The sequence below is a fragment of the Candidatus Poribacteria bacterium genome (genome assembly GCA_028820845.1).
Taxonomy (GTDB): Bacteria; Poribacteria; WGA-4E; order WGA-4E; family WGA-3G; genus WGA-3G.
In genome coordinates this window covers 1-24884 of the sequence record JAPPII010000024.1, presented here as the reverse complement: position 1 = coordinate 24884, position 24884 = coordinate 1, and the positions used below count along the sequence as shown (strand labels likewise).

General features: G+C 45.8%; 20 protein-coding genes, 1 tRNA gene, 1 other RNA gene and 1 pseudogene. 13 read left to right on the top strand and 10 right to left on the bottom strand.

Annotated features, from left to right (window positions below; all coding sequences use genetic code 11):
• Window positions 1-231 precede the first annotated feature (231 nt).
• Entirely contained in the window at window positions 232-2844 is a 2613-nt protein-coding gene (locus OXN25_06175; GenBank protein MDE0424434.1) for a YibE/F family protein, read from the top strand.
• Window positions 2845-2884: 40 nt separating this feature from the next.
• Here the strand turns inward: OXN25_06175 and OXN25_06170 are convergent, their stop codons facing one another.
• The 4 genes from OXN25_06170 to OXN25_06155 all read right to left on the bottom strand — a co-directional run bounded on the left by OXN25_06170 (window position 2885) and on the right by OXN25_06155 (window position 4853).
• Complete coding sequence (locus tag OXN25_06170) at window positions 2885-3253, bottom strand: DUF433 domain-containing protein (protein ID MDE0424433.1); 369 nt, start codon at window positions 3251-3253, stop codon at window positions 2885-2887.
• A 3-nt stretch (window positions 3254-3256) separates the two neighbouring features.
• Window positions 3257-3613 (bottom strand): DUF5615 family PIN-like protein, encoded by a 357-nt coding sequence (locus OXN25_06165; protein MDE0424432.1) that lies wholly within the window; start codon window positions 3611-3613, stop codon window positions 3257-3259.
• Window positions 3610-3978: a DUF433 domain-containing protein gene (locus tag OXN25_06160; protein ID MDE0424431.1), complete on the bottom strand. Its 369-nt coding sequence runs from the start codon at window positions 3976-3978 to the stop codon at window positions 3610-3612. Before OXN25_06160 ends, OXN25_06165 begins: the two co-directional genes overlap by 4 nt.
• 164 nt (window positions 3979-4142) lie before the next feature.
• Window positions 4143-4853: a sensory rhodopsin transducer gene (locus OXN25_06155; GenBank protein MDE0424430.1), complete on the bottom strand. Its 711-nt coding sequence runs from the start codon at window positions 4851-4853 to the stop codon at window positions 4143-4145.
• A 220-nt stretch (window positions 4854-5073) separates the two neighbouring features.
• Here OXN25_06155 and OXN25_06150 point away from each other — a divergent pair, with 220 nt between their 5' ends.
• Entirely contained in the window at window positions 5074-6183 is a 1110-nt protein-coding gene (locus OXN25_06150; protein ID MDE0424429.1) for an RNA-guided endonuclease TnpB family protein, read from the top strand.
• Window positions 6184-6307: 124 nt separating this feature from the next.
• Here OXN25_06150 and OXN25_06145 read toward each other — a convergent pair whose 3' ends face one another.
• Window positions 6308-6652: a hypothetical protein gene (locus OXN25_06145; GenBank protein ID MDE0424428.1), complete on the bottom strand. Its 345-nt coding sequence runs from the start codon at window positions 6650-6652 to the stop codon at window positions 6308-6310.
• Between the two features lie 344 nt (window positions 6653-6996).
• On the opposite strand from OXN25_06145, the pseudogene OXN25_06140 reads away from it, so the two are divergent.
• The 5 genes and pseudogenes from OXN25_06140 to OXN25_06120 all read left to right on the top strand — a co-directional run bounded on the left by OXN25_06140 (window position 6997) and on the right by OXN25_06120 (window position 17176).
• A pseudogene (locus OXN25_06140) lies at window positions 6997-10100 on the top strand (N-6 DNA methylase).
• A 337-nt stretch (window positions 10101-10437) separates the two neighbouring features.
• A complete protein-coding gene (locus OXN25_06135; GenBank protein MDE0424427.1) occupies window positions 10438-11595 on the top strand; it encodes an SIR2 family protein in 1158 nt (385 codons plus the stop codon).
• The gene (locus OXN25_06130) at window positions 11585-15640 is read left to right on the top strand and encodes an ATP-binding protein (GenBank protein ID MDE0424426.1); all 4056 of its coding nucleotides are present in this window, start codon (window positions 11585-11587) and stop codon (window positions 15638-15640) included. Before OXN25_06135 ends, OXN25_06130 begins: the two co-directional genes overlap by 11 nt.
• Window positions 15641-15733: 93 nt before the next feature.
• The gene (locus OXN25_06125; protein MDE0424425.1) at window positions 15734-16687 is read left to right on the top strand and encodes a dockerin type I domain-containing protein; all 954 of its coding nucleotides are present in this window, start codon (window positions 15734-15736) and stop codon (window positions 16685-16687) included.
• A 165-nt stretch (window positions 16688-16852) separates the two neighbouring features.
• Entirely contained in the window at window positions 16853-17176 is a 324-nt protein-coding gene (locus OXN25_06120; GenBank protein MDE0424424.1) for a hypothetical protein, read from the top strand.
• 319 nt (window positions 17177-17495) lie between these two features.
• Here OXN25_06120 and OXN25_06115 read toward each other — a convergent pair whose 3' ends face one another.
• Entirely contained in the window at window positions 17496-17927 is a 432-nt protein-coding gene (locus tag OXN25_06115; protein MDE0424423.1) for a transposase, read from the bottom strand.
• Window positions 17928-19014: 1087 nt separating this feature from the next.
• Here OXN25_06115 and OXN25_06110 point away from each other — a divergent pair.
• Genes OXN25_06110 through OXN25_06100 form a run of 3 tightly spaced genes read left to right on the top strand, consistent with a single transcriptional unit; the run spans window position 19015 to window position 20736 of the window.
• Window positions 19015-19350, top strand: a complete 336-nt coding sequence (locus OXN25_06110) for a hypothetical protein (protein ID MDE0424422.1) — start codon at window positions 19015-19017, stop codon at window positions 19348-19350.
• On the top strand, window positions 19347-19532 hold the full coding sequence (locus OXN25_06105; GenBank protein ID MDE0424421.1) for a type II toxin-antitoxin system HicA family toxin: 186 nt from the start codon (window positions 19347-19349) through the stop codon (window positions 19530-19532). Before OXN25_06110 ends, OXN25_06105 begins: the two co-directional genes overlap by 4 nt.
• Window positions 19533-19554: 22 nt before the next feature.
• Complete coding sequence (locus OXN25_06100; GenBank protein ID MDE0424420.1) at window positions 19555-20736, top strand: M24 family metallopeptidase; 1182 nt, start codon at window positions 19555-19557, stop codon at window positions 20734-20736.
• Here OXN25_06100 and OXN25_06095 read toward each other — a convergent pair.
• On the bottom strand, window positions 20624-21472 hold the full coding sequence (locus tag OXN25_06095) for a hypothetical protein (GenBank protein MDE0424419.1): 849 nt from the start codon (window positions 21470-21472) through the stop codon (window positions 20624-20626). The genes OXN25_06100 and OXN25_06095 overlap by 113 nt on opposite strands.
• Before the next feature lie 88 nt (window positions 21473-21560).
• Between OXN25_06095 and OXN25_06090 the strand changes: the two genes are divergently transcribed.
• Window positions 21561-21645 (top strand) — tRNA-Leu (locus OXN25_06090).
• 43 nt (window positions 21646-21688) lie between these two features.
• On the opposite strand, the gene OXN25_06085 is transcribed toward OXN25_06090, so the two are convergent.
• Genes OXN25_06085 through hflX form a run of 3 tightly spaced genes read right to left on the bottom strand, consistent with a single transcriptional unit; the run spans window position 21689 to window position 24029 of the window.
• Window positions 21689-22480: a sugar phosphate isomerase/epimerase gene (locus tag OXN25_06085; GenBank protein ID MDE0424418.1), complete on the bottom strand. Its 792-nt coding sequence runs from the start codon at window positions 22478-22480 to the stop codon at window positions 21689-21691.
• Window positions 22477-22725, bottom strand: a complete 249-nt coding sequence (locus OXN25_06080; protein ID MDE0424417.1) for a hypothetical protein — start codon at window positions 22723-22725, stop codon at window positions 22477-22479. The genes OXN25_06085 and OXN25_06080 overlap by 4 nt, the downstream gene beginning before the upstream one ends.
• A gap of 14 nt (window positions 22726-22739) precedes the next feature.
• Window positions 22740-24029: a GTPase HflX gene (gene hflX, locus OXN25_06075; protein MDE0424416.1), complete on the bottom strand. Its 1290-nt coding sequence runs from the start codon at window positions 24027-24029 to the stop codon at window positions 22740-22742.
• Window positions 24030-24224: 195 nt separating this feature from the next.
• Between hflX and smpB the strand changes: the two genes are divergently transcribed.
• Both smpB and ssrA read left to right on the top strand, forming a co-directional pair.
• On the top strand, window positions 24225-24683 hold the full coding sequence (smpB, locus tag OXN25_06070; protein ID MDE0424415.1) for an SsrA-binding protein SmpB: 459 nt from the start codon (window positions 24225-24227) through the stop codon (window positions 24681-24683).
• Between the two features lie 76 nt (window positions 24684-24759).
• Window positions 24760-24884, top strand: a transfer-messenger RNA (tmRNA) gene (gene ssrA, locus OXN25_06065); the annotation flags it as partial.

Here is a 24884-nt window from a genome sequence, read left to right as displayed (position 1 = left end):
GGCGGACTGCACGGATTTGTGCAATTTGTTTACTGTGTTGCACTGATCTGGGCAGTTACAACACGCAGATTCGCGGACTTGTAGCGTGAGTATAGTGTTTTTGGGTTGGCATGTTATTTGCAACAACTATTTGCAGTCTTAATGTTGGTGCTGGCGCGATTGCAAAATGCGAAGCAGTGTGTCAGCTTTAATTTTGAGTATCTTAAATCCTACAAAATATAAAATAAAAAAATGAGAGAAAGAAACATCAAAATCGCGGCTATCTTACTCATCCTATTGAGCGTTGTCGCGTTGCACGTCCGGCTCTATCGGTTCGCAGAAATAACACATGATGGTGCGTTACAAGTGCTGGTCTGCTTGGGACGCGTCGTCGGGATAGACACAAGCGACGAAGCAGATCAAGTTTTATCGTTCCGAATCCTCTCTGGACAATTCCGTGGCGAGATGATTCAGGTGAACAATATCTGGACGGGCCGCGCCTTTGGGGACCGTGTCATACGGAAAGGTGATGTCCTGTTTCTTGATATTCCGCTTCGCGATCCGATGAATCCGAGAATTGACACCGTTTCAATGCGTGAGTACTTTCGTACGCCGTTTCTGCTTTATCTGGCGGGTGTATTAGGGGTGTTGATGATACTCGTCGCTGGTATGAAAGGGGTCCGGGCGATTCTGACACTCTTTGTTACTGCGCTGACTGTGCTTTATGTCTTAGTTCCGCTAACTGTTGCTGGTTACAATCCGATCGCAATTGCCCTCCTGATTGCTGCCTTTCTGACGTTCACGACTTTCCTACTCATCACAGGGTTTAGTTACAAATTGATCTCTGGTGTAATTGGTACCCTCGGTGGATTAGCTGCTGTCGGGGTATTGTCCGTCCTGAGCCAACACGTGATGGCACTAACGGGCTTGGCGCAAGAGTTCGGTTTCTTGGAACTCGGTCTTGCGTTGTGGCGTACCTCCAGTTCGCATGGCTGGAATTTCACGGGTATTCTCTCGGCGGGTATCATTTTGGGTGCCGTTGGTGCGATGATGGACGTGAGTATGTCTATCTCTTCAAGTGTGCATGAGGTCAAGCAGGTGAACCCGAACATCACCGTCCGCCAAGCCATCCGCGCCGGGCTGAATGTCGGTCGCGACATTATGGGAACAATGGCGGATACGCTCATCTTTGCTTACCTCGGTGCCCACATGATGACAATGCTTCTACCCCGCATCGACTTTCCCGAAGTCGGGATCCTCTATCCATTCCTACGTCTCGTTAACGATGAAGCGACAGCAGTTGCGATTATTCAAGCGGTGGTAGGGACGATCGGATTGGTACTCACGGTTCCGATTGCTGCAGCGGTTGCCGGTTTTCTGACCCAATACGCAAAGGTTGATAAGTCCGAGATTCACGAGGACTTGCCTTCGGAGGAAGAATTAGAGGAGTTATTCCGTGCCGATCCGCCTCGCAGCAAAGCCCGGATCGCTGTACCTATTGCTATGGCGCTCGTCCTGATTGGTACGGTCTTTGTTTACTATCGTACACACGAACTCTCTGCGACGATCTCTGAGCAACGCGATGCCGAAGGAAATCCGATTAATAAGTCGGAGTACGCCAAGGGTAAAGTCATCCGATTGCTTGAGTCGAACGGTAATTTCCTTTTTAATATTGATGGCAGTGCTGCAGGTGAGTTGGACAATCGTATCGTGCCACAAGTTTTGCGTGAGGAATTCAAGCGTCAAGACATCCTATTTTCAGATGAGGTGAATGTCTCAGTCAAACCGTGGAAAGACAGCCGTTGGCTGCTCTTGGATGAGAAGTACGAGCAGACCTATAGCGTCCGGGCAATGGCGGATAGCGAGGAGAATGTCCTCAAGGTCTATGAGTCAAAGAGTGAGCATCATATTCTTGAGGTGGAGATGCTCAGCGGGATGTATAAGGGCAGACGCTTGGTCTTACGGAACATTGTGAATCACAATATGCCGTTGTTGAGCATTCCGGCGGAACCTGGAGATGTTATTCTCTGCCGTGTCGCCGGAGACCCTGATCAGATAGGTCTCGTGAACATCGTTCAAGATTACGGCAGAGACCGGTTTCTGATTTGGATGGTAGGCGGGATGCTCCTGCTGATTATCGTCGTCGGTAGGCTTGAGGGGATCCGGACGGCGTGTGCGATGCTAATTTCTGCAGCGGTCATCTACTTCTTCATGTTGCCCTTAATCTCGGAGGGTGCGAATGCTGTGTTCGTTGTGACGCTGACATCGGGTGTCGTGGCATTTGTGTCTCTCGTATTCGTCATCGGTCCGAGTCGAAAAACTTTTGCAGCGGTGCTTGGAACGATGGGTGGGATTTTGGTCGCTGGCTTAATTGTGCTGTTTGCGCAGCAGCACCTCCATTTTTCGGGGTTGGAGAATGCGATTTCCGCCGATATCGTTGAAGCGACGCGCACGCCGCCGTTCGATTTCGTGCAAATCCTCTTGGCGGGTATGCTGATGGGGGTATTGGGGGTCGCTGTTGACGGTGCGATTGAGGTGGCATCGAGTATGGAGGAGATTCGTAGAGCGAATCCGAATATGCCGACATGGCGACTGATCGCCTCCGGTCTGAACGTAGGCACGGACATCCTCGGCACGATGGTGAATACGTTGGTCTTCGCGTATCTCGGTGTGGAGCTGCTTTTGGTCGTTACGATTGCAGCACCAAATCTCGACTTTTTCAAATCACCGCCGGTGCAGTTATTGAGTATTGGTGTTGTCTCTGCAGAAATCGTTCGGTTGCTCGCTGGAACGTTGGGTCTGGTCTTGGCGATACCGATTACGGCGATAATCTGTGCGTTCTGGAATCCGAAATCTTCAGCATAAAGATGGGATTAATCCGCTATATACTAAAGTTGAACTTACCTTAGTTAGGGGGTCCTCCCGGTGTTAGAGGGTACTTTCCTTCGGCGATCAATCTTTGTCGGGCTTCTTCCAAGCGTTCCTCCCAATTAATCGCTGTTGGATTTTCACCATACGCTTTTATAAGTTTTCCTGCTTCTTCATCCATAAGCCTCTCTCGCTCAAGATAAACCTCGACTTCTTCTTTGTTGGCAAGGTAATAAAGGATGGTGGCGTAGATTTTTTCCATGGATAAAGTCGGAAAACGGCGTAGCAGCTCATCAGGTCCTTTACCTTCTTGATACTTGTTCAACACATGTTGAATAGCGATGCGATGTCCCTTAATACGTATGTCAATTTCGCTATTGAAGTCGAAGTAATCTCGGAGTTCCATTTTCTACCTCTGGTTCTGCGGGAAATATTGTATGACATCTTGATATTGTTCAGGCTTGAAGGATTCCCAAATCCTACGCAACTCCTTGATGTAAGTCCCAATAGAGGTCCGTTGTGGAAAGCAGAGAATTCCCGGTACATGCCTACCCGCCTGCAAATGTTCAATAAGATGCCTGGACATTGTGGTTCGATTGTTCGTAACGAGAACATAGTTGTTGCGCTCAATCCACATCAGAATGTCTGGATCGGGTGTTCCGAGTGGAGGCACGTCCGCGTCTCCAATGAGTCTGACGTGCATTTCGGCGAGTTGTTCCTGAATCGCCCGTTTGAGATGTTCATCTAAGAGAAACCGGGGTTTCATGCAGGTTCATCCCAGATCGGATCAAATTTCCCTTCGGCGATCTGTTTTTCCCGATCTTTTCGCAAGTGTTCTCTTTCTTCAACGAGTCGTCGTATTGACCTCTGAGTTTGCCGCCATTCCTTGTCTAATTTTTTTTTCTCTTGTTTCACGCGTTCTAAATAGGCTGTGACCTCCGTTTTGTTTGCTTCGTAGTAAAGGAGTGTGGCATATATTTTCTCTAAAGGCAGTTTTGGGAAACAACACAGAATTTTCTCGGGCTCTTTGCCTTGTAAATGCTGTTCTAACACTTCGTCAATATAGACGCGATACCCCTTGATGCGGATGCTGGTTTCATCAATGAAGTCAAAATGGTCTCGTACATCCATAGTTTGCCTCCTTTTTGGCGATATTAAAATTGTACATGGAAGCGTGAAAGAAGTCAAGAATAGTTGTCGGTCATCAATTTTAGTTTTCTCTGAGAGAAAAACGCTGACTGCTATGAAGCACAAGCCCCACGCTTTAGCGTGTGGGTACCTATGACGTTGAAGGGTTATGGCATTGGGCACCACGCCATTACCGTCCCAAAGCTCGCAAAGGTGCTATTTTCACCGCTTGTTAGGATGCGCGAACCTTGGACGACAATCCGTGCATCGCGACTCGTAATTTTATAACTGACGGGCGCATCTTTGGCAATCAACGGTTCACCGTTTGCGTCCTTGAGTTTGTCGAGTCGATAGTGGACTGAACGATGTGCAGGTACCTTGAATTCGCAAGAGACATTTTCCAGACTCAGATCCTCATAAAGCACCTCTAAGAGGCAACGCGTATCTCTATCAGCGGTGTTAGAGATACAGATAGACTCATGTGAGAAATACCCGCCGCCGTGCGCTTCCCATTCCTGTTCCGCTGGGGTTAATACCGCCATGTAGCCATCTGGAATAACCCACAGATAAGCCCCATCGCCGTCTGAAGTGTAGGATTTAAGTGCCTCTGCTATTACCTCCGGTTCTTCTGCCACCTGATCCAGCGAAATCACAAGAAATCGGGAGTAACTTCTAATTCCGTTCACAGAGCTTTCGTGTGCTAACTCCCCTCTCACGTTCAAGCATAATGTATTATCTCCTAACATCATGAGGTGACTTACGCCTTGTGATGCAAGCCAATCGCCGAATGCGTCATTCAAGAGGGTTGTTAGGGTTTCAAGCGAGATACCCGCTTGTTTATAATGTTCAATCGTCGTCAGTACTTGTTCAAAATTCATCTAATTCTCCAGATTTACGGGCATTCGGGCGTAAAGCCCGATGCTTTAGCTTTGGGATATAAGCCAGTTGCGTGCGTGTGTCAAGAAAATAAACTTGACTTTTAGTGTAAATTGTGGTATAATTCTTCTATCAGGCTGGCAGACATGCAAAGCATTGTCGCTTGACAATGTGTCTGCCTACCCACTTTGCAGGGGTTAAAAGTCTGATGTCTGATATACCATGAAAACCTACAAATACAAAATCGGGAAACAATCTAATTGTGTTCGTCTTGGCAACCTGCTTGACGATCTGTGGCAGGTGCATAAGTATTTCCATGAGTGGCAACGTCAACGTTATAAGGACGGTCTGCCTTATGCGAACCACGCTGCGATGTGTGAACATTTGACTGATTTGAAACGCACGACGCACCCGCATTGGAAAGCACTGCCGAGTCAAGCCATGCAAGAAGAATTGAAACGGATACACTTGGCGTATGAACGTTTTTTCAAGAAGCTTGGCGGTAGACCGAAGATTAAGAAACGGCATAAGTTCAAGTCCTTGACGCTGAAACAAGCAGGTTGGGTGTTAAAAGACAATCGCCTCATCCTCAACTTCAGAAAATGGGAAAAAGGGAAATGGCGACATGACAAAGTGGCGTATACGTTCCATAAGCATCGCCAATGGCATGGAAATATCAGTCGTATCACGATAAAGCGTGGGGCTTGCGGTAATTATTGGCTCTATATCTTGACCGATTTTGTAGAAACCAAACCGCTGCCAACAACGGGTAAGAGTGTTGGGGCAGACTTCGGTATGAAAGACGCATATTTGACACTTTCGACGGGTGAAAAGATACAACACCGCCAACCTTTGAAACAATCCTTGAAGAAACTTCGGTCTCTCAACAAAGCACTTAGCCGTAAGGTCAAAGGCTCTAATGGTTGGTGGCGGTGTGTGGGACAACTCGCCCGCCTCTATCGGAAAATCAGCAATCAACGTAAAGACTTTCAGTGGCAACTCGCCAGCAAACTCTGTAAGAAGTTTGATACGATTGTGCTTGAAACATTGAACCTTGACGGCATGAAACGCCTGTGGGGACGCAAAGTCTCCGACCTTGCTTTCTACCAGTTTGTTGAGATTTTGCGATATAAGTGTGAAAAACATAAGCGTCAGTTTCTTCAAATCGGGCAGTGGACGGCTACAACGAAACCGTGTAGCGACTGCGGATTTCATAACGAAAACATAACTTTGAACGATAGGCAGTGGATATGTCCTGAGTGTGGGTCTCACCACGACCGAGACATCAACGCTGCAATAAACATTTTGCGGGCAGGGATAGCCGTCCCTTGACGATATGCCTGTAGAACACTACAGGGAAACGCCCGTTGGTGGAGACGGAATAAGACGGTGGACTCTATGAGAAAACCGCACTGTCTATGAAACCGAAGCCCACGCCTTTAGACGTTGGGTGCTATCACACCATCCATCGTTCACCGATACCGAGAAATGCCATCAGTACCTCCAAAAGCACGCTCTCAGCATCTTTTCCGACGAACTGACGGTGTATATCAATATAAGTGCCGTAATCGGTCGCCCATTCACGAAAATAAGTTTCATATTCCCATCCCTCTGCGGTACGGCGTAAAGCCGATCTGTCGGGATGGGGGAGTTTCTGTGTTAAGAGCTCCTGAAGTTGTTTAGCGGTGGGTATCCACAAGTCTTTTGCGTTTTCTGAATCAGGTTGAAGTGCCTGAATCTTAGGGTGTCGGCATTGTTCTAAGTATTTTTGCGAAAGCATCTGTTTTTTGGATGGCTTCATTTTCGATGCCTCTACGTCAATTTTAGAAATATTATAGGGTGAGAACGTTTGGGTGTCAATATTTTCTGTTAATTCATCACAAATTTTTGTCACCTTTTCACAGATATTGCGTTTTACTAAAGCATGTTCTCATATTTTATTTACACATCAAAAATCTCGAAAAACCAAGAAAGGAAAGGACAATGAATTTCCTAATTGTACTCTCTGTGGTATGCGTGAGCGTGCTTGTCAAATTTTCCAGATACGAATAGCCTATCACACAACGAAATTTCGCTTGCAATTTCGCCCTAACTCATGTATAATTTGGCATCGTTTCGTCCGCTGATAACGTCCGGAGAAAATAGATGCCAGACCTTAATATCAAGCCCACGCACAAGCCCATCAAAACGTACTACACCGAACTCGAAAAATATGCACGGCACGGTGCCGAAAACGAAGGCACCGTTCGTGCTGCCTTTCAAAATCTCCTCCAGCATTACTGTTCCCGATCCGATCTCACCCTCCTCTGTGAAAAGACACATTACACGCCAGAGAAAAAACGGATAACGCCTGACGGTGAAGTTGTTGATGCCTTTGGCTTGCCATACGGCTATTGGGAAGCAAAAGATACATAGGATAACCTCTACACTGAGGCAGACAAGAAGTTCGCCGCAGGCTACCCCTCGAAAAATATCGTCATCCAGTCCCCAACCCATGCCCTCCTCTATCAACACGGGCAGCTCCAACTTGACCTTGACATCAGCGAGCCGGGAAACCTCGTCCACATTCTCCAGACCTTCTTCGCCTATCAAGAGGAGAACATCTCCGCATGGTACACCGCAGTCGCCGAATTCAAAGAGACAGTCCCGGAGCTCGGTGAAAAATTAGCAGCACTAATCAAAACCGAACGCCAAAGTAATCCACATTTTCAGGAAGCGTTCACCAACTTCCATCAACAGTGCCAAGCCTCCATTAATCCGAATCTCTCCGTTGCTGCCGTGGAGGAGATGCTCATCCAGCATCTCCTAACAGAACGCATCTTCCGCACTGTGTTTGATAATCCCGACTTTACCCGCCGAAATATTATCGCCCGTGAAATTGAAAACGTGATTGATGTACTAACCGAGCGAACCCTAAACCGATCCGAGTTTCTCCGCCCTTTAGAGCCGTTCTACGCCGCGATTGAGCAGACTGCCGGTACGATTACCGACTTCTCTCAAAAACAAGGTTTTCTCAACACCGTCTACGAGCAGTTTTTTCAGGGTTTCTCCATCAAGGTTGCCGATACACACGGCATCGTCTACACACCTCAACCTATCGTCGACTTTATGGTGAAAAGCGTTGAACACATCTTACAAACCGAGTTTAACCGCTCTCTCGCGGATACGGGTGTGAATATCATTGATCCCTTCGTCGGTACTGGGAACTTCATCGTCCGCATCATGCAGGAACTCGACCCCATCTCGCTGGAGCGAAAATACACTGCTGACCCACCCGAACTTCAATGTAACGAAGTGATGCTCCTACCCTACTACATCGCCAACCTGAATATCGAACAGCAGTTCTACACTGCCACGAACCGATATGCCCCTTATGAAGGTATCTGTCTGGTAGACACGTTTGAAGTGGCAGAAGAACGCCAGATGCATCTCTTCACGCCTGCCAATACCGAGCGCGTCGAAAAACAAAAAGAGACCCCGATGTTCGTCGTTATCGGCAACCCACCCTACAATGCAGGACAGGTCAATGAGAACGACAACAACAAAAATCGCAAGTATGAGACGATGGATGCGCGAGTGCGAGAGACATATTCACAAGACTCTCAAGCGACGAATAAAAACGCACTCACGGATCCTTACGTAAAGGCGATTCGATGGGCATCGGATCGGATTGGTGAGGAAGGGGTTGTCGCTTTCGTGACCAACAACGGTTTTCTTGACGGGGTAGCCTTTGATGGTATGCGAAAACATCTCGCTAAAGACTGCGATGCGATCTACATTCTGGACTTGGGCGGGAATGCAAGGCGGGGATTGAAGGTCTCCGATGCCAATGTATTCGGGATTCGGGTGGGTGTGAGCATCAACTTTTTCATAAAGAGGAATTCTGTAGGAGTTGGGTCTCCGAACCTTTACTACTATCAAACAGACGAACTGTGGAACAGAAAACAGAAATTCGATTTTCTCAATGAGAGTCAACATGCAGGCGGTGTTGTGTGGGAATCTATTCAACCTGACTCGCGACATACATGGTTTACTAAAGGTCTCCACGCCGAATTCGACACCTTTATCCCTATGGGGAGTAAAGCAACGAAAGCGGAAAAGGGCATAGCAGCGAACGTGATTTTTAGTATCTATGGTCGCGGAGTTGTAACCTGTCGCGATGCTTGGGCTTATAATTTTAACAGAAACACCCTCATAGAGAATATGCAACGGATGATTGAAACGTACAACACAGAAACGGATAGATGGAAACGGCAAGAAAGCAAGGGAACAGACATTGATAGTTTTGTAGTTTCTGATGACACCAAAATCAGTTGGAGTGAAGCACTCAAACGAAACTTGCAAAGGGGAAAAACATCTGATTTTTCACAAGAAAAGGTCAGAACCTCCTTCTATCGACCTTTTACCAAGTCAAACCTCTATTTTGACAGAATGATGACGGAGCGTGTATACGTCTTTCCATCTATCTTTCCGATACCAGAAACAGAAGCAGAAAATCGGGTGATTTGTGTTCCGGGAATCGGTGGGCGTGCTGCGTTTTGGTGCTGTATCACGGATGTTATTCCTAATACCTCCGTTATTCCTGTTGATGCCAATCAGTGCTTCCCTTTCTACACCTACGACGAGGACGGCACAAACCGCCGCGAAAACATCACCGATTGGACGTTGACACACTTCCGAACCCATTACCGAGACGACACCATCACCAAATGGGACATTTTCCACTATACCTACGGACTCTTGCATCACCCCGACTATCGCCAGAAATATGAAGCGAACCTCAAACGCGATCTGCCGCACCTCCCAACCCCCTGTCAAGGGGCGAGGGGGTTGCAGCCGATTTCTGGGGATTTGCCAAAGCAGGCGAACGGTTAGCAGATCTCCATGTCAACTACGAATCCCAACCCGAATACGATAAACTCAAATTCGTTCAGAACCCTGACGTACCGCTTGATTGGCGTGTCGAGAAGATGAAACTCTCCAGAGACAAAACGCAGATTATCTACAACAATTTCCTCACAATCGATGATATTCCTCCGAAAGCATTTGACTATCGACTTGGCACCCGTTCTGCTTTAGAGTGGATCGTGGATCAGTACCGTGTCAAAATAGACAAACGGAGCGGCATTGTTAACGACCCGAACCGTGCAGACGATCCGCAGTATATTGTCCGGTTGATTGGGAAGGTGGTTACGGTAAGTTTGGAGACGGTGAAGGTTATTGAAAACTTACCTGAATTAAGTTTCTGAAAATTTCGGTAAGAGTTGTTCCACTTCCTGTCCGTTCATGAAGATTGCCTTTATCTTCGCTGGCGAGGTTTCCCAACCTCGCCTAATTTCCAAGACGCACGTTGTATCAAAGATAAGCCTCCTTAGCCCCGTAGGGGCAGCATATTTATAGACAGAGATTCTACCCACCGCTTCAGCCCCGTAGGGGCGGCATGTTTATGTCATCTCGATTTCTCGATTCCCCTTGATTTTTCCTGTTAAATGTGCTACTGTTTTAACGAGGACAGCAATGGAGGGTTGGGAGGATCTATTATGGGCAAGTTACAATTTGAAATTGAGCAAACCCATAATTCTTTGCATGAATAATTTAGAAATTTTTACGTCCAAAGAATGGGACGAGAACGAAGAACGAAAGCGGGAGTTGATAGAACTTGTTGCCTCTGGCGAGGCTATGCTTATGGTTGGATCCGGGAGTAGCGCGCGTGTTCGCTATGTAACTTGGGATGGACTTCTGCAAGAATTAGAGAATTTAGCTAATAGATGTGGTGCCGGTCTTGATCAAACGCGGAAAGGTGATGCATTAGCATACGCTGAAGACATCAAATCACACATCAAAAATAAAACGGGTGACTTAGGCAGATATTATGCTTTGCTTGATGAACTTTTTAAACCTAAATCTCCAGCCTATGATGAATTCCACAGAATGCTGGTTGATCTTCCTGTTAGAGGCATCTTAACTACAAATTACGATACTGTCCTTGAAGCAGCATTGGTAGAAAAAAAGGATGAAGCATTACGAGAAGGTAAAAAGATTCCTCCTATAGATGGGACCCCTTTGGTAATTGGACCAGATGCGCCTCGACTCATTCACGAATTCTTGCTATCAAGACATAATGATCCTCATATACCACAACGAATTGCACATCTACATGGAATATATAGGTATCGAGAGAGTATTATTTTGAGTGTCTGTGACTACATTAAAAATTACGGGCTGCGCGTTGAACAACCGGATGAAGATCCAGAAACTGAGGACAAATGGACGTTCCATCGGAAATTGTTGTGGGCTGTTTTAGCAACCCGTAGGGTCGTTTTTGTAGGGTTCAGTATGGAGGATCCCTATTTTAAGAAGATGTTAGAAATTGTCAGTGCAGACTTGTGGGGGTGGAACAAATCCATTCACTTCGCAGTTATGGGTATATCTACCGGAGATGATGAAGATACCAAAGATTCAAAGGACAAAGCCAAAAGGCTCAAGGACAAATATGGTATTGCCACCGTATTTTACGAGGTTTTTAAAGATTCACATCAGCGTTTGGAGGATCTTTTCACTGAAATCGTAGGGCAATGTGAGAGTAGAGAGCGATCTATTGAAAATGCCCAGAACCTATCAGGCGATAGTGATCCTTCTGACGATGACGAATCGAAATCCGTGTCAAGTGGATCGAGAGATATATTGAATTGGATTAAACAAGAAGGTCGGCGTATAATAAGGAGAATGAGCGATGAAGATTAAGCGGGAAAAACTACTTAATGATTTGCGAGACTTTGCCGCGCGAGGAAATGGAGTCATTATAGGAAGTCCGGGGGTCGGGAAAACGTACTTACTAAAAGAACTCTACCTAAGCTTAGAATCTCTTGAAATACCGGTATTCATACTTCCTGTTGATCAACTTGGAGATGGTACTGACAAAACTTTACGCGAAGAGTTGTCTTATGAGGGCGATCTGATTGAAAGATTGAAATCCGTTCCTATCTCAGACCAGAAAGCAATCTTATTATTTGATGCCTTTGACGCAGCGCGGGACGAGCAGACGCGCAAAAATTTTCTACGTCTAATCCGAAGCGCAATTCAAGAATTAAAAGGTATATGGAATGTCGTCGTCACCGTCCGAACTTATGATGCAAAAAAATCACAAGAACTTTTAGATCTGTTCGGTAGCCCTGATGACACCAAATATCAGAACGAAGGTGTTTTATGCCGCTATTTCACGATTCCATCCTTCAATGAAGTGGAGATTCTGGAGGCTTTTGACCAGATTAGATGTCCGAAAGCTATCTACTACGATGGTACCCAAGACTTTAAGGACCTCCTCGCAAACCCTTTCAATCTCTGGCTATTAGAAAAAGTTTTGAAATCTTCACAGGATATCCCCGATTTTAGTCAGATTCATTCTGAAGTCCAGCTACTTGATCTGTTTTGGCGACGGCGAGTTAAAAATGAGATCAGCGAGCGCGTTTTGCGCCGAATCTCAAACCCAATGGTTGAGAAATGTTCGTTGACCGTCAAAGTTGACGATATTTATGATGATGTGGACCTTGATAATCCGGTGAGAAAAACCGCGTGGGATAAGCTTCAGAGTGATGAAATCTTGACAAAGGTTTCGTTGAACGGGCAACGGATTGCTTTTTCTCATAATATCCTTTTTGACTACGCAATTAGCGTTCTGCTCATTGATGAGGAACCGCAGCACCTTGAAGATTTTGTCCTTGAAGACCCATCACGCCCGCTTTTTCTTCGACCGAGTCTCACCTACTTTTTCACCCGTCTGTGGTATTATGACTCAGAAAGTTTCTGGAAGGCGTTTTGGCACCTTTTTCCAAGCGATCAATCTGTCCATTTACGCCTTGTGGCGCGTTTGATTCCGACAAGCGTTGTTGCAAATGAAGCACGCGAGATTGAGGATCTGTCACCAATTTTAGAGAAGTTCCAGAACGGAGAAGAAATCGCCAACGAGGCAGTAACACGACTTTTTCAAGCACTCCGGACACTGCCAATTGAAAGGGACGTTTTCTGGAGCGAATTTTTTGATCATGTTTCGGAATACTTGCACGCTAGCTTTGCTTGGGAGTTGGCAACCCACACATGGGATATTCTTGAACAAGCAATAAAGTACAAAAACACGGAAATTATAAAAACTTGTGGGCGGATTGGTCGGCGGTTACTTACATGGGTATGGCGGGAGAGAGAAACAAATGAGAACGACTGGTATAATCGATTTGGTGGTCGTTGGGCTGTGACGCTTGTTGCCAAGACCTATCATACGAATGTCGAGGAATCTCGTGCCCTTCTCGAAAAAGTTCTCCATCTGACGAAAGAAGAGAATTTCCCAATAAGTTTTTTGTCATGGTTGACTGAGCATGTTAATAGTATTTGGACACATGACCCCGAGCTTGTCGTCTCAATCTATCGCACTGTTTTTGCCTACTATGAACTCAGTGGTGTAAAAACAAGTTTCGGTAGTAGCAGCGTTATGCCTATGATAAGTACTCGCCGTCAGGATTACAGGATGTGCCAATATAGATTGGTAAAGCATTTTCCCAAGTTTCTGAAAGCAGCACCGTCCCACGCAACACAAGCAGTAATCCAAAGTTTGAATTTTTTTATTGTGACAGAACATATTGCTCGATATCTTAAAGATAGTGTGACGCTTAACGATATGGTGGAAACATTCAATTTTCGTGGAAAACCTGCTTACTTTATGGAAGACGGCAGTTATATATGGGATGCACGAAATTCCTCCGATGAACCTATTAAAATGGCAGACGCGCTATTTGAATACATCGGAGAATTGGCGAGGTCAGAAGATTCGCGTCTTGATTCACTCCTTTGTATTTTTCGTGATGAAGTAGTAGTCGCGTTCTTCTGGAAACGGCTCTTGAAAGCAGCTTCACAATTTCCCAAGGTTTTCGCTCAACACCTTTTTGAACTTTGTATCGCGGAACCAATCCAGAGATATCCCGAAACCTATTACGAACTCGGTCTATTCTTAGAAGCTGCCTCATCAGAGTTTACGCAGGAACAACTTTGTCAGATTGAAGAACGCATTTTGGCACACCCTATAGAAACAGCCGATGATGAGCATAATGATCTACTTGAAAGACAAAGAAACCGACTTCTTGCACAAATTCCTGTAAATCTGTTGACTACAAATGAAGGAAAGAAAATTCGAGAGAAAATGGCACATGAGAACGATGTCCCACACAATAGACCACTGGTTAGCGTTGAACCTCCCACTTGGTCGGCATATACTGAAGAAGAGGATTTCCAAAGACAAGGTGTTGATACAAGCAAACCACAAAATCAGGAATTACGACGCTTTTCTGGTCCTCTCACTAAATTCAGTTCAGATTGGCAAAATGGTGTACCAACTCCAGCAGCAGCTCGGTTAATTTTACCACGGTTACAAGAGGCGTACACTGCTATAAAAAGCGATATAGGGGCTGATAAAAAAGTAATTGATTCGCTTTGGCATAAATTGAGTGCTTGTGTGTCACTTCTTGGTCGAATTGCTAATAGTCTTGAGAGTGATGCCTTCGCTTTTTGCCGAGAGGTACTCTTGGCAGCGGCGAAACATGAACAGCCCAAATTTAATCCTGAATACGATACTCAATTTGATTTTCCGGGTTATTCGCCTTGTCCACGGCATGAAGCCGCTAGTGGACTACTGAGACTCGCACTTCACCAATCTGATGCCGAAATATTGGACGCAATCGAAATGCTTGCGAATGACCTTGTGCCTTCTGTGCGGATGGTAACAGCAATGGAATTGTTTAAGGTTTCTGTCAAAACGCCTGAAGGATTCTGGCGCATTATGAACAATAGGGCAAGACATGAACAGAATCGCGTTGTTCAAAAGTATCTCTATCATACATTAAATTGGGTTGCTGCAAGAGAAAACGAAAACGAAGATAGGACGACCCGTGTGATGGCGAAACTACTGGCACATACACCACCACCTACAGAAGGATTAGAGCCGTCAGATCCGTTCATCGCTTTATTGGTGGGACTGACAATCGTTCGCCAGAATGGATGGACATCGAAAACAATTGAAGATACGTTTTTCAAAGATCCGATCCGATTTGCTAATCCTCTAGCTCGCCTTGTGACTCAGATCATGGATGATTATGTTATCCCAAGAAATCTTGAAACTCCTGATGGACAGGAAGTTATTGAACGAGGGATTTTGTGGGTAAGCAGGGCAATTGCTGTAGCTGCCGATGCGCTTAAGAAGTTAGGTCCAGCATTATTTAAGAATCCTAACGATGAAGAAGTAAAGGGAAAGTTGCAAGACACATACGGAGTGATTGATGCAGTGATAACGCGCCTTTACTTTACAGTAGCTTACGAAAGAAATAAAGGTGAGGAATCAAAAAATAAAATTCCGTACGAGTTACGCTGCCGCTTCTACAATAAGATCAAGCCTTTAATGGAACAAGTGATTGATTGTGCTCAAGAAAAAGAGTCTGGCATGATGTTCGCACCGACGGCGCACTATTTCATGCAACTCCTAACAAGTTTCCTGAGCTGCAATCCTAAAGAGGTATTGCATTTAGCAGCGGGAGTCGTAAGATCAAGCGAACGGTTCGGTTATAACCTCGATTCTATTGCAGTGAGAGATGTGGTTGAATTCGTTGAAATTGTCCTTGCTGACCACCGGGACAAGGTGCGAGATGGTGAGGCTTTGGAAGACTTACTAAATCTGTTGGATATGTTTGCCAAAACAGGTTGGACGGATGCGCTTAAGCTCATTTGGCGGCTTGATGAGGTTTTTCGGTAGGTTTTCTTACACTTATGTTTTCTGTTAATGGTAGATCTCAGATGAATTGGTTAACAAAAGAGATTCTGAAAATTAATTTTTGAAGGATTGAAAATGAATAGAAGCAGATTTTTTTTCTATGTGTGGCTTTTGTTGAGTGTTTCATTAGCTGCTTATCCGCAAGAACCCATTGAGGTTATCTATCTGATACCTTCAGACCAGCGCGAAGTTGAAGGTAAGTCCAAAGTCTTGGGCGAGATAGTTTCAGCTGTCCAAGCCTTCTATGCTGATGAAATGGAACGGCATGGGTTCAAGCGGAAGACGTTTGAATATGAAAGGAATATTCGGGTTCATAAGAGCATCTATACACTCAAAGAATACCTTTTGGATAGGAATAAGGTATGGTTTGAGTTGGGTCCTGACTCACTCTATACAGGTAGATTTAGGAACGAGAATACGGCTAATATTGTTTTCATGGAAGGCACGGATAGATTAGGGGGCGAAGTTGTTGGGAAACATATTCATTTGCGATGGGGGGAGAATGGGAGACCTGGGGGTAGAGAATTTGGATACCATTTATTGTGGTTACCCGCAGCAGAAACGGATTATTTAGACTGGGCATTGGCACATGAACTTGGGCATGCATTTGGTTTAGGGCATCCGGATGATCCTTTCGTGGAAGGCAAACGTCATCTGATGGGAAAAAATGATCTGACGACAGATGTTCAAGACCTTGTTTTTACTTCAGATGACGCAAGGATTTTAGATACATCGCCTTTTCTTTCTATCCATCATTTGCTAACCCCCACTGAAATAGATGCTGATGTGAACAATGATGGACGTGTGGATTTGTCGGATGTCCTACTTGTCCGACGTGCTATGCAGACTACAATTTTGTATGACACGGACGTGAACAATGACGGCGTAACAGACGAAGTAGATGTCCTGCTCGTGAAACAGAAAGCCATGGAAGCGATCGTTGCAGCTGCTCCGATGCTCCGGCGGAAGCGGGAATTGAAGTTTGTGCCGTGGGGTGCCTTGAAAGGGGGCAAACAGCTTGGAAAATAGAAAAAATCTCTGTATAATACCATTTCTGATTGAAATTGTAGCATAAACTTTTAGTTTGTGCGTTTTTGTAGCATAGGCTGTTAGCCTGTGCACTCAGGTAGGGTTAATGCAATATAAACTTTTAGAAATGGTATAAATCCATTTTTTATCCCAAGGAAAAAACCCATGGAAAAAATAAAAACTGTCGAAATTCACGACAAGGTGTTCGAGGAGACCTATACCGCTCACATCCAAAAAAACGGTGTGAGTTGGCTGGGGTGGATTCCGGAGGTTTCAAAAGTCAAGTGTGAGGAGCCTACAGAAGCCGGATTGCTAAAAACCCTTGAAAAGAGACTACATGAGGCACTCATAGCCGAAGAAGAAGCCTGGGAAAGGAAGTTTGAGGCGGACGTGAAAGCCGGACGGTTAGATCACCTCGCTGATAAAGCATCTAAGAATTATCGAGAAGGCAAATACCGTAGCATAGAGGAACTACAAAAGCTGTTGTAGTATGGCACATATTCTTGATGATGATTTTTGGGAATTTCGCGCAAAACTTCCGCCCAATGTCCAAAGACGCGTTCCTCAGAAATTTCGACTCCTTCGGCAAAATCCCAGGCACCCTTCTCTTCGTTTTAAAAAAGTGGGGGACCTTTGGGTAATACGGGTCAGTAGAGGTTATAGGGCGTTAGCTCGTGAAGAAGATGGGAATTTCGTCTGGTTTTGGATTGGAACGCATGATGAATACGAGAGACGAATATGATAAGCATACTCTTCGTTTCTATACTATAGTTTGGACAATTTGTAAGAATTATAGTGAATCCCGTAATTAGTTATACACTTTTATAATATCATCAATAGAAGTCTGAGCGTTGTATTGACGTATGCGCTTGATGTTGGCAAAATCCTTCTCAATCGGGTTCAACTCCGGGGCATACGGTGGTAAAAACAATAAACTCGCACCTGACCCCTGGATCAACGCCGCCGTCTCAGCACCTTTGTGGAAAGACGCATTATCCATGATCAGAACATGCCTGTCGTCAAGCATCGGACATAACATCTCCGAAAGCCAAGTGTTGAAGGCAACCGCATCGCAACTGCCCTCGAAAAGCAGCGGGGCTGTGAAACAGCCATTCAAGCGTGCAGCAATCAACGTCGTGGGGGTATACCGATGACTTGGCACTTTATCTTCAACGCCGACCCCTCTCGGGGCATAAGCATACCGGCGGAAAGCGGTTTCAGTAAAACCCGTCTCGTCAATATAAACGGGTATTTTGCCATGCGTCTGGGTCGCTGCTTGAAATCCTGACTTTTCGCAACTCTTATTTATGAAACACCCTCATTTTAAGTTAGAATATATAAAAAGAAGAAGTCGTCTAGACGAAAATCTCGTAAGTTTTCCTGCTTGGAAAAATAAGATTCTAAAAATCCAGAATAGATTTTCAGAAATTATGTTAAGAAATATGCTATAATATCTTAAAGCATTTTTCAGAGGAGGTCAGGTAATGCAACGCTACAAAAAGCAGGAAGACTCTGCAACCTAATTATTTTTTTTCAGAAGAGAAAGTTAAACGTCAATAAACCTTTACGGTGACTGGGTTCTCTAACGTTACATGGCACACACTAAATGTTACACCAGTGTAACATTTTTAAGGCGAATTCTCAATATACGGATTGACGCAGATTTCACAGATTTTCCCTCACTCTGGGACAGCAGAATTGACACCGCACAGTCGCTGATCGCTAATTCACATAGACAGTTTGCATGGATATTTTGTTAAATCTAATTTACCATTCCGTGTTTTCACGGAGACGGAACATATTACGTTCAACGAACCCACAGACCACCTGACCTTAGAAAATTCTCCGTGAAGCCTCCGTGAATCGTGTCTATTGGAAGCATCGCGAACGTCGGGAAATCCGCAAAAATACCCCACGGAATGCCACACGCGCATTCCCTGTTGATTCGCAAAGACTCTAAGCAAAAACACTCGCTCCTACAAGAAGTTGTCATCTATTAGCAAGCAGCAGTTGGGATTCGGAGATCTCGCCGACTAAAGAATAACGACTGAGTGTCCACCTCTGAAATTTCAGAGTAAACTTTTTAGAACCTCCTGCAAAAATCTGTAAAAAGCCAGTCACAGTATAGGTTTACGGCTTTTTCTGAAACCTATCATTTTTCAGGTTTACTCTGAAATACTCTGAAAAGCGCGCTATCTCCTTTAAGGAACAGGCTGGGGACTCGCGATAGTCGGAGAAGCTGCGGAACGAAACAAACTTGAACTGAAGGTTCTTGAACCCGAGGAAGGTGCCCATTTCATACTTCAACCTAAAATGGAGAGTGAAAAATGAGTACGATGAAAATTTTGCTTGTCGAAGACGCAAAAATAGAATCTAGTCCTGCAGAGATACCACAAACCTACACAGCTCTCATTCGAGAGAGCGAAGGATGGTGGATCGGCTGGATATTGGAAGTTCCAGGTGTTACGTGCCAAGAGCGGACGAAAAATGAATTATTAGATACGTTGCAAATCACGCTTCGCGAAATCTTAGAAGATGAAACGCTTGAAGTGTCTCGTCGAACAGAAAGCGAGGCTGAAGCGGTAAAGACTTCTGACATTTTGGAATTCGGCGCGCCGCATCAAACAGAGGGCGGGTTTGAGGAAGTAAGAATTGATGTATGAAACGCAGACAGTTGATTAAGCATCTTGAAGAGCATGGCTGTGAGTTGTATAAAGAGGGTCGTAAACATTCGCGATGGCGGCATCCAAAGTTAGGCACTCACACCACGGTGCCCAGACATACCGAAATTCCCAATGATCTTGCCAAGCAAATTTGTAAGCAATTAAAAATTCCGACAATATAATCTGGAGGAAGACTTTGCTGACATGAAAATAACAGAAATTCAGCGTGAATTAGCAACATTACGATTAGATGCCTGGCTCCTCTACGATTTCCGCGGGATAAACCCCATCGCACAGAACGTCGCCAGCTTATCAGGAAAAAATATAACGCGCCGCTGGTTCTGCCTCATTCCCGCACACGGTGAACCGCGATGGTTGGTCCATAAAATTGAGACATCCAACTTCGTTGGGGTTCAAGGACAGATGACACTTTATGCCGGTTGGCAGGAACTGAACGAAGAGATGCGAAAGTTGCTTGCGGATATTAAAACCGTTGCGATGGAGTATTCGCCAAATGCCGAAATTCCATACATCTCACGGGTAGATGCGGGGACATTGGAGTGGATTCGTTCCTTCGGTGTTGAGGTACATACGTCCGCGGACTTAGCACAAAGGGTGGAGGCACGTTTGAGCGACGCACAGGCAGCAGGACATCAAGCCTCGGCACATTTGGTGCTGCAAGCAAAAGATTATGCCTTCGCATGGATCGGTGCACAACTGAAAGATGGGAAAACAATTACGGAATATGACGTTCAGCAGGAGATTCTCGGACAGTTTGATGACATGGACCTCGTCACGGATCACCCACCTATCGTTGCTGTCAACGCTAAGAGCAGCGATCCGCATTATGCACCCACTGCGACAAATACCCAAGAAATTAAAAGTGGAGACTTCATCTTAATCGATTTGTGGGCAAAACAGAAAGAGTTAGATGCTGTTTTCGCAGATACGACATGGGTGGCTTATGCCGGAAAAACCGTCCCCTCACAATATGTTGAAATCTTCGAGATTGTCAAGGAAGCGCGGGACAGAGCCGTTCGATTCATCCGTGAAAAGTGGGGACGCGATGAACCGATTCACGGTTATGAGGTAGACGATTGTGTCCGTGGGTATATCACTGAAAAAGGGTATGGGGAGTTCTTTATTCACCGTACCGGACATAACATCGGCACTGTTATCCATGGGAACGGTGTTAATTTAGATAACTTGGAAACACGCGATAGGCGTACCTTGATTCCAGGGGTTTGCTTCTCGATTGAACCCGGTATCTACCTTAGCGATTTCGGCGTTCGGACAGAAATTGACGTTTTTTTAGCCGGTCGAGGGAGAGACGGCGTAAAAGTGACAACCGCTCCCGTTCAAAATCAGGTATTGCCGTTGCTGTGACCTGATAATTCCGTTTTTTCAGGTCTGTGAGGATGTGGGTCAGATACGTACGTGCGTTCAGTATCCACTGTTCTGCATAGGCGGCGGCGAGTAAAGGAAGTGCCGCAGTTAGACGATGGGAGTCAAGTAGCCACTGCTCTGCATACGCCGCATAGTCTGTGTCCACAAGTCCGTTACTGCCCAACGAATAGACCACGTACCGTTTGTCGTCCCGGGTTTCGATTCTTGGGTCGAGCCGTGTGTCAAGAGATAAGCGTCCGGTTCCATCAATCTCCAGAACCCAAAAGAAGTAGTCTTCATTATGTCCGAGGTAACCAATTTCTACATCGAGTCGGTGTCCGACCTCGGTTTGTATCGGGATGACTGCCATGTCGCGTTTAATGAGAACCGGATAGATGGCTGCGAAAAGGATCTGCTCGTACCCAAGCGGTTGTGCGGCGAACTTGAGAATATCTAAAAGGATTTGTTGTTCGGGGGTCTGTAGTTCTAAACAACATTTTGCGAAGACTTCGTCGCGGACGGCGCGTATTTCAGCAGGCGCATTTGGATCGAGGGGCTGCAGTTGACTTGTTAGCTTCAAAATCCGACGACGTTTGGGGATAACACGCCAAAGTCCCCACTGCCATAAGGTTTGCCACGTCTCCTTTTTCAGTAGTTGGATGAACAGGGCTTTCGCGCTGATAAAGAAGCGTTGCAGTATGTTTTCAGATTGGAAGTTGCGTTGCTCATTTATCATGGTTTTGAGTATGATTTGTGAGTCGGGTCTCGTTGGAAAAATTTGACTTCTCACCGAAAATATTATATAATAATGGGATTAGCAAAAAGCCGGAGTGGTGAAATTGGTAGACGCACTGGACTCAAAATCCAGCGGGCCCTAGGTCCATGTCGGTTCGAGTCCGACCTCCGGCATGTGGCGATGGTTTCAGTAGACCCATCGCCTTTTCTGTTTGCGCTACATCGCAACAATTTTGCGCATCCGTTTTGCGAGATCAATTTGTGCGTCCCTGTCGCCACCGACTTCATGAATGACGTAGCCGTCGTAACCGATGGCACGGAACCCTTCCATAACTGCCTGCCAGTCTGTATCTCCGTCTAATAGGTTGACGAACCGATGGTCGCTGCGGGAGAAATCCTTGAAGTGTACCCGTTTAATACGGTGTCCGAGTTCGCGGATCCAGTGTTCTGGGTAACCGTAAGCCATCATGTTCGCGGTATCAAGATAGGTGCCGACCCATTCGTTATCTATTTCATCAACAATATCTCGCATCTCCTTTGGACTCAGCAAGAATTTGTTCCAGACGTTTTCAAGCCCGATTGCAACTTGATGTTTTGCCGCGGAAGGTGCGAGGTCTTTAAGAATACCGACAAGGTTATCCCAAACCTGTTGGTATGTACCTTCAACGGTAAGTTGTCCCGGATGCAGTAAAATTCCGCCGACACCAAGGGCACCCGCGACTTCTAAGCCGCGTGCCAGAGAGACTGCCCCTTTTTCGCGTGCTGTTGCGTCCAGACTTAACAAATTGCCTCGGTCGGCGTAGCCTGCTGTGATACTGCTGATTTCAATACCTGCGTCGGCACACTTCGCGGCGATGCCTTGTAGTTCCGTATCGCTCATATTAATGTCGGTATCCTGTCCTTCACCGAACGTGAGTTCGACGGCATCGTAACCGGCATCCTGACAGAGCGAAAGTGTATCGTCTAAGGACATACCGCCAAGGATAATTTGGGTAACGCCTATCTTCATTTTCTCTCCTTTTCAATATGAAATTGCGTGGCTGTTAGAGATTGTATACAAAGGTGTCGAGTTTCAAGGCACTGTGGACACCGAATCTCAACGTAGTAGGCATCGTTAAACACGCTATCAATCAGATTATGTGAAGAATCTGTCAACGGATTTCCCGAAAACTGATCCAAGACCTCGTATTCCGTATCGCAATCTGGACAGATTTGCAAGTCGTGTCCGATGTCAGTCTGGTCGAGCCATGGCATTGTTCCTGCCCCTCTTAAGAAGAAACCAAGAATTCAGAAACGGATTTGAGGTATCGACTGGGAAGGCGTACGTTGACATGAACGGCTTCCGCCGCGTATTCCGTATTAAGCACAGTGCCGTGCTTGTAGAGTAAATCCAGCACTTTTCCTTCCGTGTATGGGATACTGAAAGAGAGGTTAGTGCCACGTTCACCGAAACGATGTGCCAAGGCATCCGTTAATTCCTTGATACCGTCCCCGCGTTGTGCCGAGATGGGAAACGCTTCTGGATACTGACTCTTTAGAATTTGTAGGCTTTCTTCGTTTTTGAGATTATCAATTTTATTGAAAGCCATGAACATCGGAATATCGGTGGCATCCAAGTCTTCGAGAACCACGTTCACGGCAGCGATCTGTGCTTCTGCTTCCGGGTGGCTCACATCAACAACATGGAGCAGAAAGTCGGCTTCTGAAACCTCTTCGAGAGTTGCTTTGAATGCTTCGACTAACTGGTGTGGCAGTTTCTTGATAAACCCGACGGTATCACTTAACAGAATCTGCTGCTTTTGTGGCAAATCCACTTTCCGTGTGGTAGAATCTAAGGTTGCGAACAGCTTATCTTCAGCTAAAACAGTTTCGCCTGTCAGCGCGTTGAAAAGTGTTGATTTCCCAGCGTTTGTGTATCCAACGAGTGACACTTTGATTTTTTCAGAACGGTTTTTACGCTGAACGTGACGTTGCTTCTCGATGGCTTGAAGTGCTTTTCTGACCTGCCCGATGTTCCGGCGAACCCAGCGTCTGTCCATCTCAAGCTGCGTTTCACCAGGACCGCGGAGGTGTCTACCGCCGCCGCCACCCGTTGCGAGTCGTGAGAGGTGTGTCCACATCCGTGTCAGACGCGGCAACGCATATTCGAGCTGCGCCAATGCGACTTGGAGTCGCGCCTCTTTGGTGAGTGCGCGTTGCGCAAAAACTTGGAGGATGAGTCCTGTCCTGTCAATAGTGGTAATATCAAATGCCTTCTCAAGGTTCCGATTCTGCCCCGGTGACAGTTCTTCATCAAAGATAATTGCATCGGCGTTGAGTTCTTCAATTAACGGTTTGATCTCTTCCACCTTGCCTTCGCCGATAAAATACGTTGGACTGGGCATGTTGCGAGGCTGGATAGTTTCACAGACGACTTCAATACCAGCAGTTTCTGTGAGTTGACGGAGTTCTTGTATTGATTCTTCAGTTTCGTGCATCAGGGTATCTCTGAGTTTTACACCTACTAAGATTGCGCGTGTAGGCGGATTCGGTGCACGGGTGTCGTAAAATTCTTGCATCAAGCACTCCTTTCTTGTTTTGAAAGTATACCGAAGCACAGGGTCTCAGTCTATCTAACAACAGGGACTTTAGGGTATAGTTTATCAGATCTACGGGCTTTTTTCAATTGAAATCTAATTTTGAGAAGATACTTCAGATTTTCTGATGTTTTTTCTTGTCTCTAAGTTCGTTTTGTGTTATACTTTAATGTCACGATGAAAAATGCTAAAGATTCTACGTCTCCAGTGATTACAATAAATCGAAAGGCGCGGTATGACTATCACTTGCGTGATCGGTATGAAGCCGGTGTTGTCTTGCAAGGCACTGAAGTGAAGGCGATTCGCTCCGGACGGCTTAACCTCACTGATAGTTATGCGCAGGTGACAGACGGCGAAGTCTTTCTGATTGATGCTCATATCGGTCCGTATGAACACGGGAATATTGCAAATCACGAGCCGAAACGGAAACGGAAACTATTGTTGCATCGACGGGAGATCACGAAGCTTGAACGTTCGATCCGTTCAAAAGGAATGACCATCGTCCCGACGCGTGCCTACTTTAGCAACGGTAAAGTCAAATTAGAGTTGGCTGTTGCGATGGGTAAGCGGCTTTATGATAAACGCGATAAAATTGAACGTGAAGCGACTGCAAATGAGATACGGGCATATAATTGATAGCGTTCGTAGACGGATGAATCGGTAGTAGAATCCTATTGGTACAATTTCTATTCTAACCATCTATTTCCTATCTGGGGGTGTCAAGGTTTCGACGAAGGTGAATGAAATATAGGTTGCATGTCGAGGTCTCCGCAGGCCTCGTTAAATAGGCGGAACACTTATAAATGCTGATGAAGAATTAGCATTAGCTGCTTAATA

Coding starts and splice junctions, on each gene's coding strand:
- OXN25_06080 (MDE0424417.1), bottom strand. CDS start 22,725: ATGCCATGGCTCGACCAGACTGACATCGGACACGACTTGCAAATCTGT.
- OXN25_06105 (MDE0424421.1), top strand. CDS start 19,347: ATGAAACGCAGACAGTTGATTAAGCATCTTGAAGAGCATGGCTGTGAG.
- OXN25_06100 (MDE0424420.1), top strand. CDS start 19,555: ATGAAAATAACAGAAATTCAGCGTGAATTAGCAACATTACGATTAGAT.
- smpB (MDE0424415.1), top strand. CDS start 24,225: ATGAAAAATGCTAAAGATTCTACGTCTCCAGTGATTACAATAAATCGA.
- OXN25_06085 (MDE0424418.1), bottom strand. CDS start 22,480: ATGAAGATAGGCGTTACCCAAATTATCCTTGGCGGTATGTCCTTAGAC.
- OXN25_06095 (MDE0424419.1), bottom strand. CDS start 21,472: ATGATAAATGAGCAACGCAACTTCCAATCTGAAAACATACTGCAACGC.
- OXN25_06120 (MDE0424424.1), top strand. CDS start 16,853: ATGGAAAAAATAAAAACTGTCGAAATTCACGACAAGGTGTTCGAGGAG.
- hflX (MDE0424416.1), bottom strand. CDS start 24,029: ATGCAAGAATTTTACGACACCCGTGCACCGAATCCGCCTACACGCGCA.
- OXN25_06145 (MDE0424428.1), bottom strand. CDS start 6,652: ATGAAGCCATCCAAAAAACAGATGCTTTCGCAAAAATACTTAGAACAA.
- OXN25_06130 (MDE0424426.1), top strand. CDS start 11,585: ATGAAGATTAAGCGGGAAAAACTACTTAATGATTTGCGAGACTTTGCC.
- OXN25_06135 (MDE0424427.1), top strand. CDS start 10,438: ATGAATAATTTAGAAATTTTTACGTCCAAAGAATGGGACGAGAACGAA.
- OXN25_06150 (MDE0424429.1), top strand. CDS start 5,074: ATGAAAACCTACAAATACAAAATCGGGAAACAATCTAATTGTGTTCGT.
- OXN25_06125 (MDE0424425.1), top strand. CDS start 15,734: ATGAATAGAAGCAGATTTTTTTTCTATGTGTGGCTTTTGTTGAGTGTT.
- OXN25_06165 (MDE0424432.1), bottom strand. CDS start 3,613: ATGAAACCCCGGTTTCTCTTAGATGAACATCTCAAACGGGCGATTCAG.
- OXN25_06155 (MDE0424430.1), bottom strand. CDS start 4,853: ATGAATTTTGAACAAGTACTGACGACGATTGAACATTATAAACAAGCG.
- OXN25_06170 (MDE0424433.1), bottom strand. CDS start 3,253: ATGGAACTCCGAGATTACTTCGACTTCAATAGCGAAATTGACATACGT.
- OXN25_06175 (MDE0424434.1), top strand. CDS start 232: ATGAGAGAAAGAAACATCAAAATCGCGGCTATCTTACTCATCCTATTG.
- OXN25_06110 (MDE0424422.1), top strand. CDS start 19,015: ATGAGTACGATGAAAATTTTGCTTGTCGAAGACGCAAAAATAGAATCT.
- OXN25_06160 (MDE0424431.1), bottom strand. CDS start 3,978: ATGGATGTACGAGACCATTTTGACTTCATTGATGAAACCAGCATCCGC.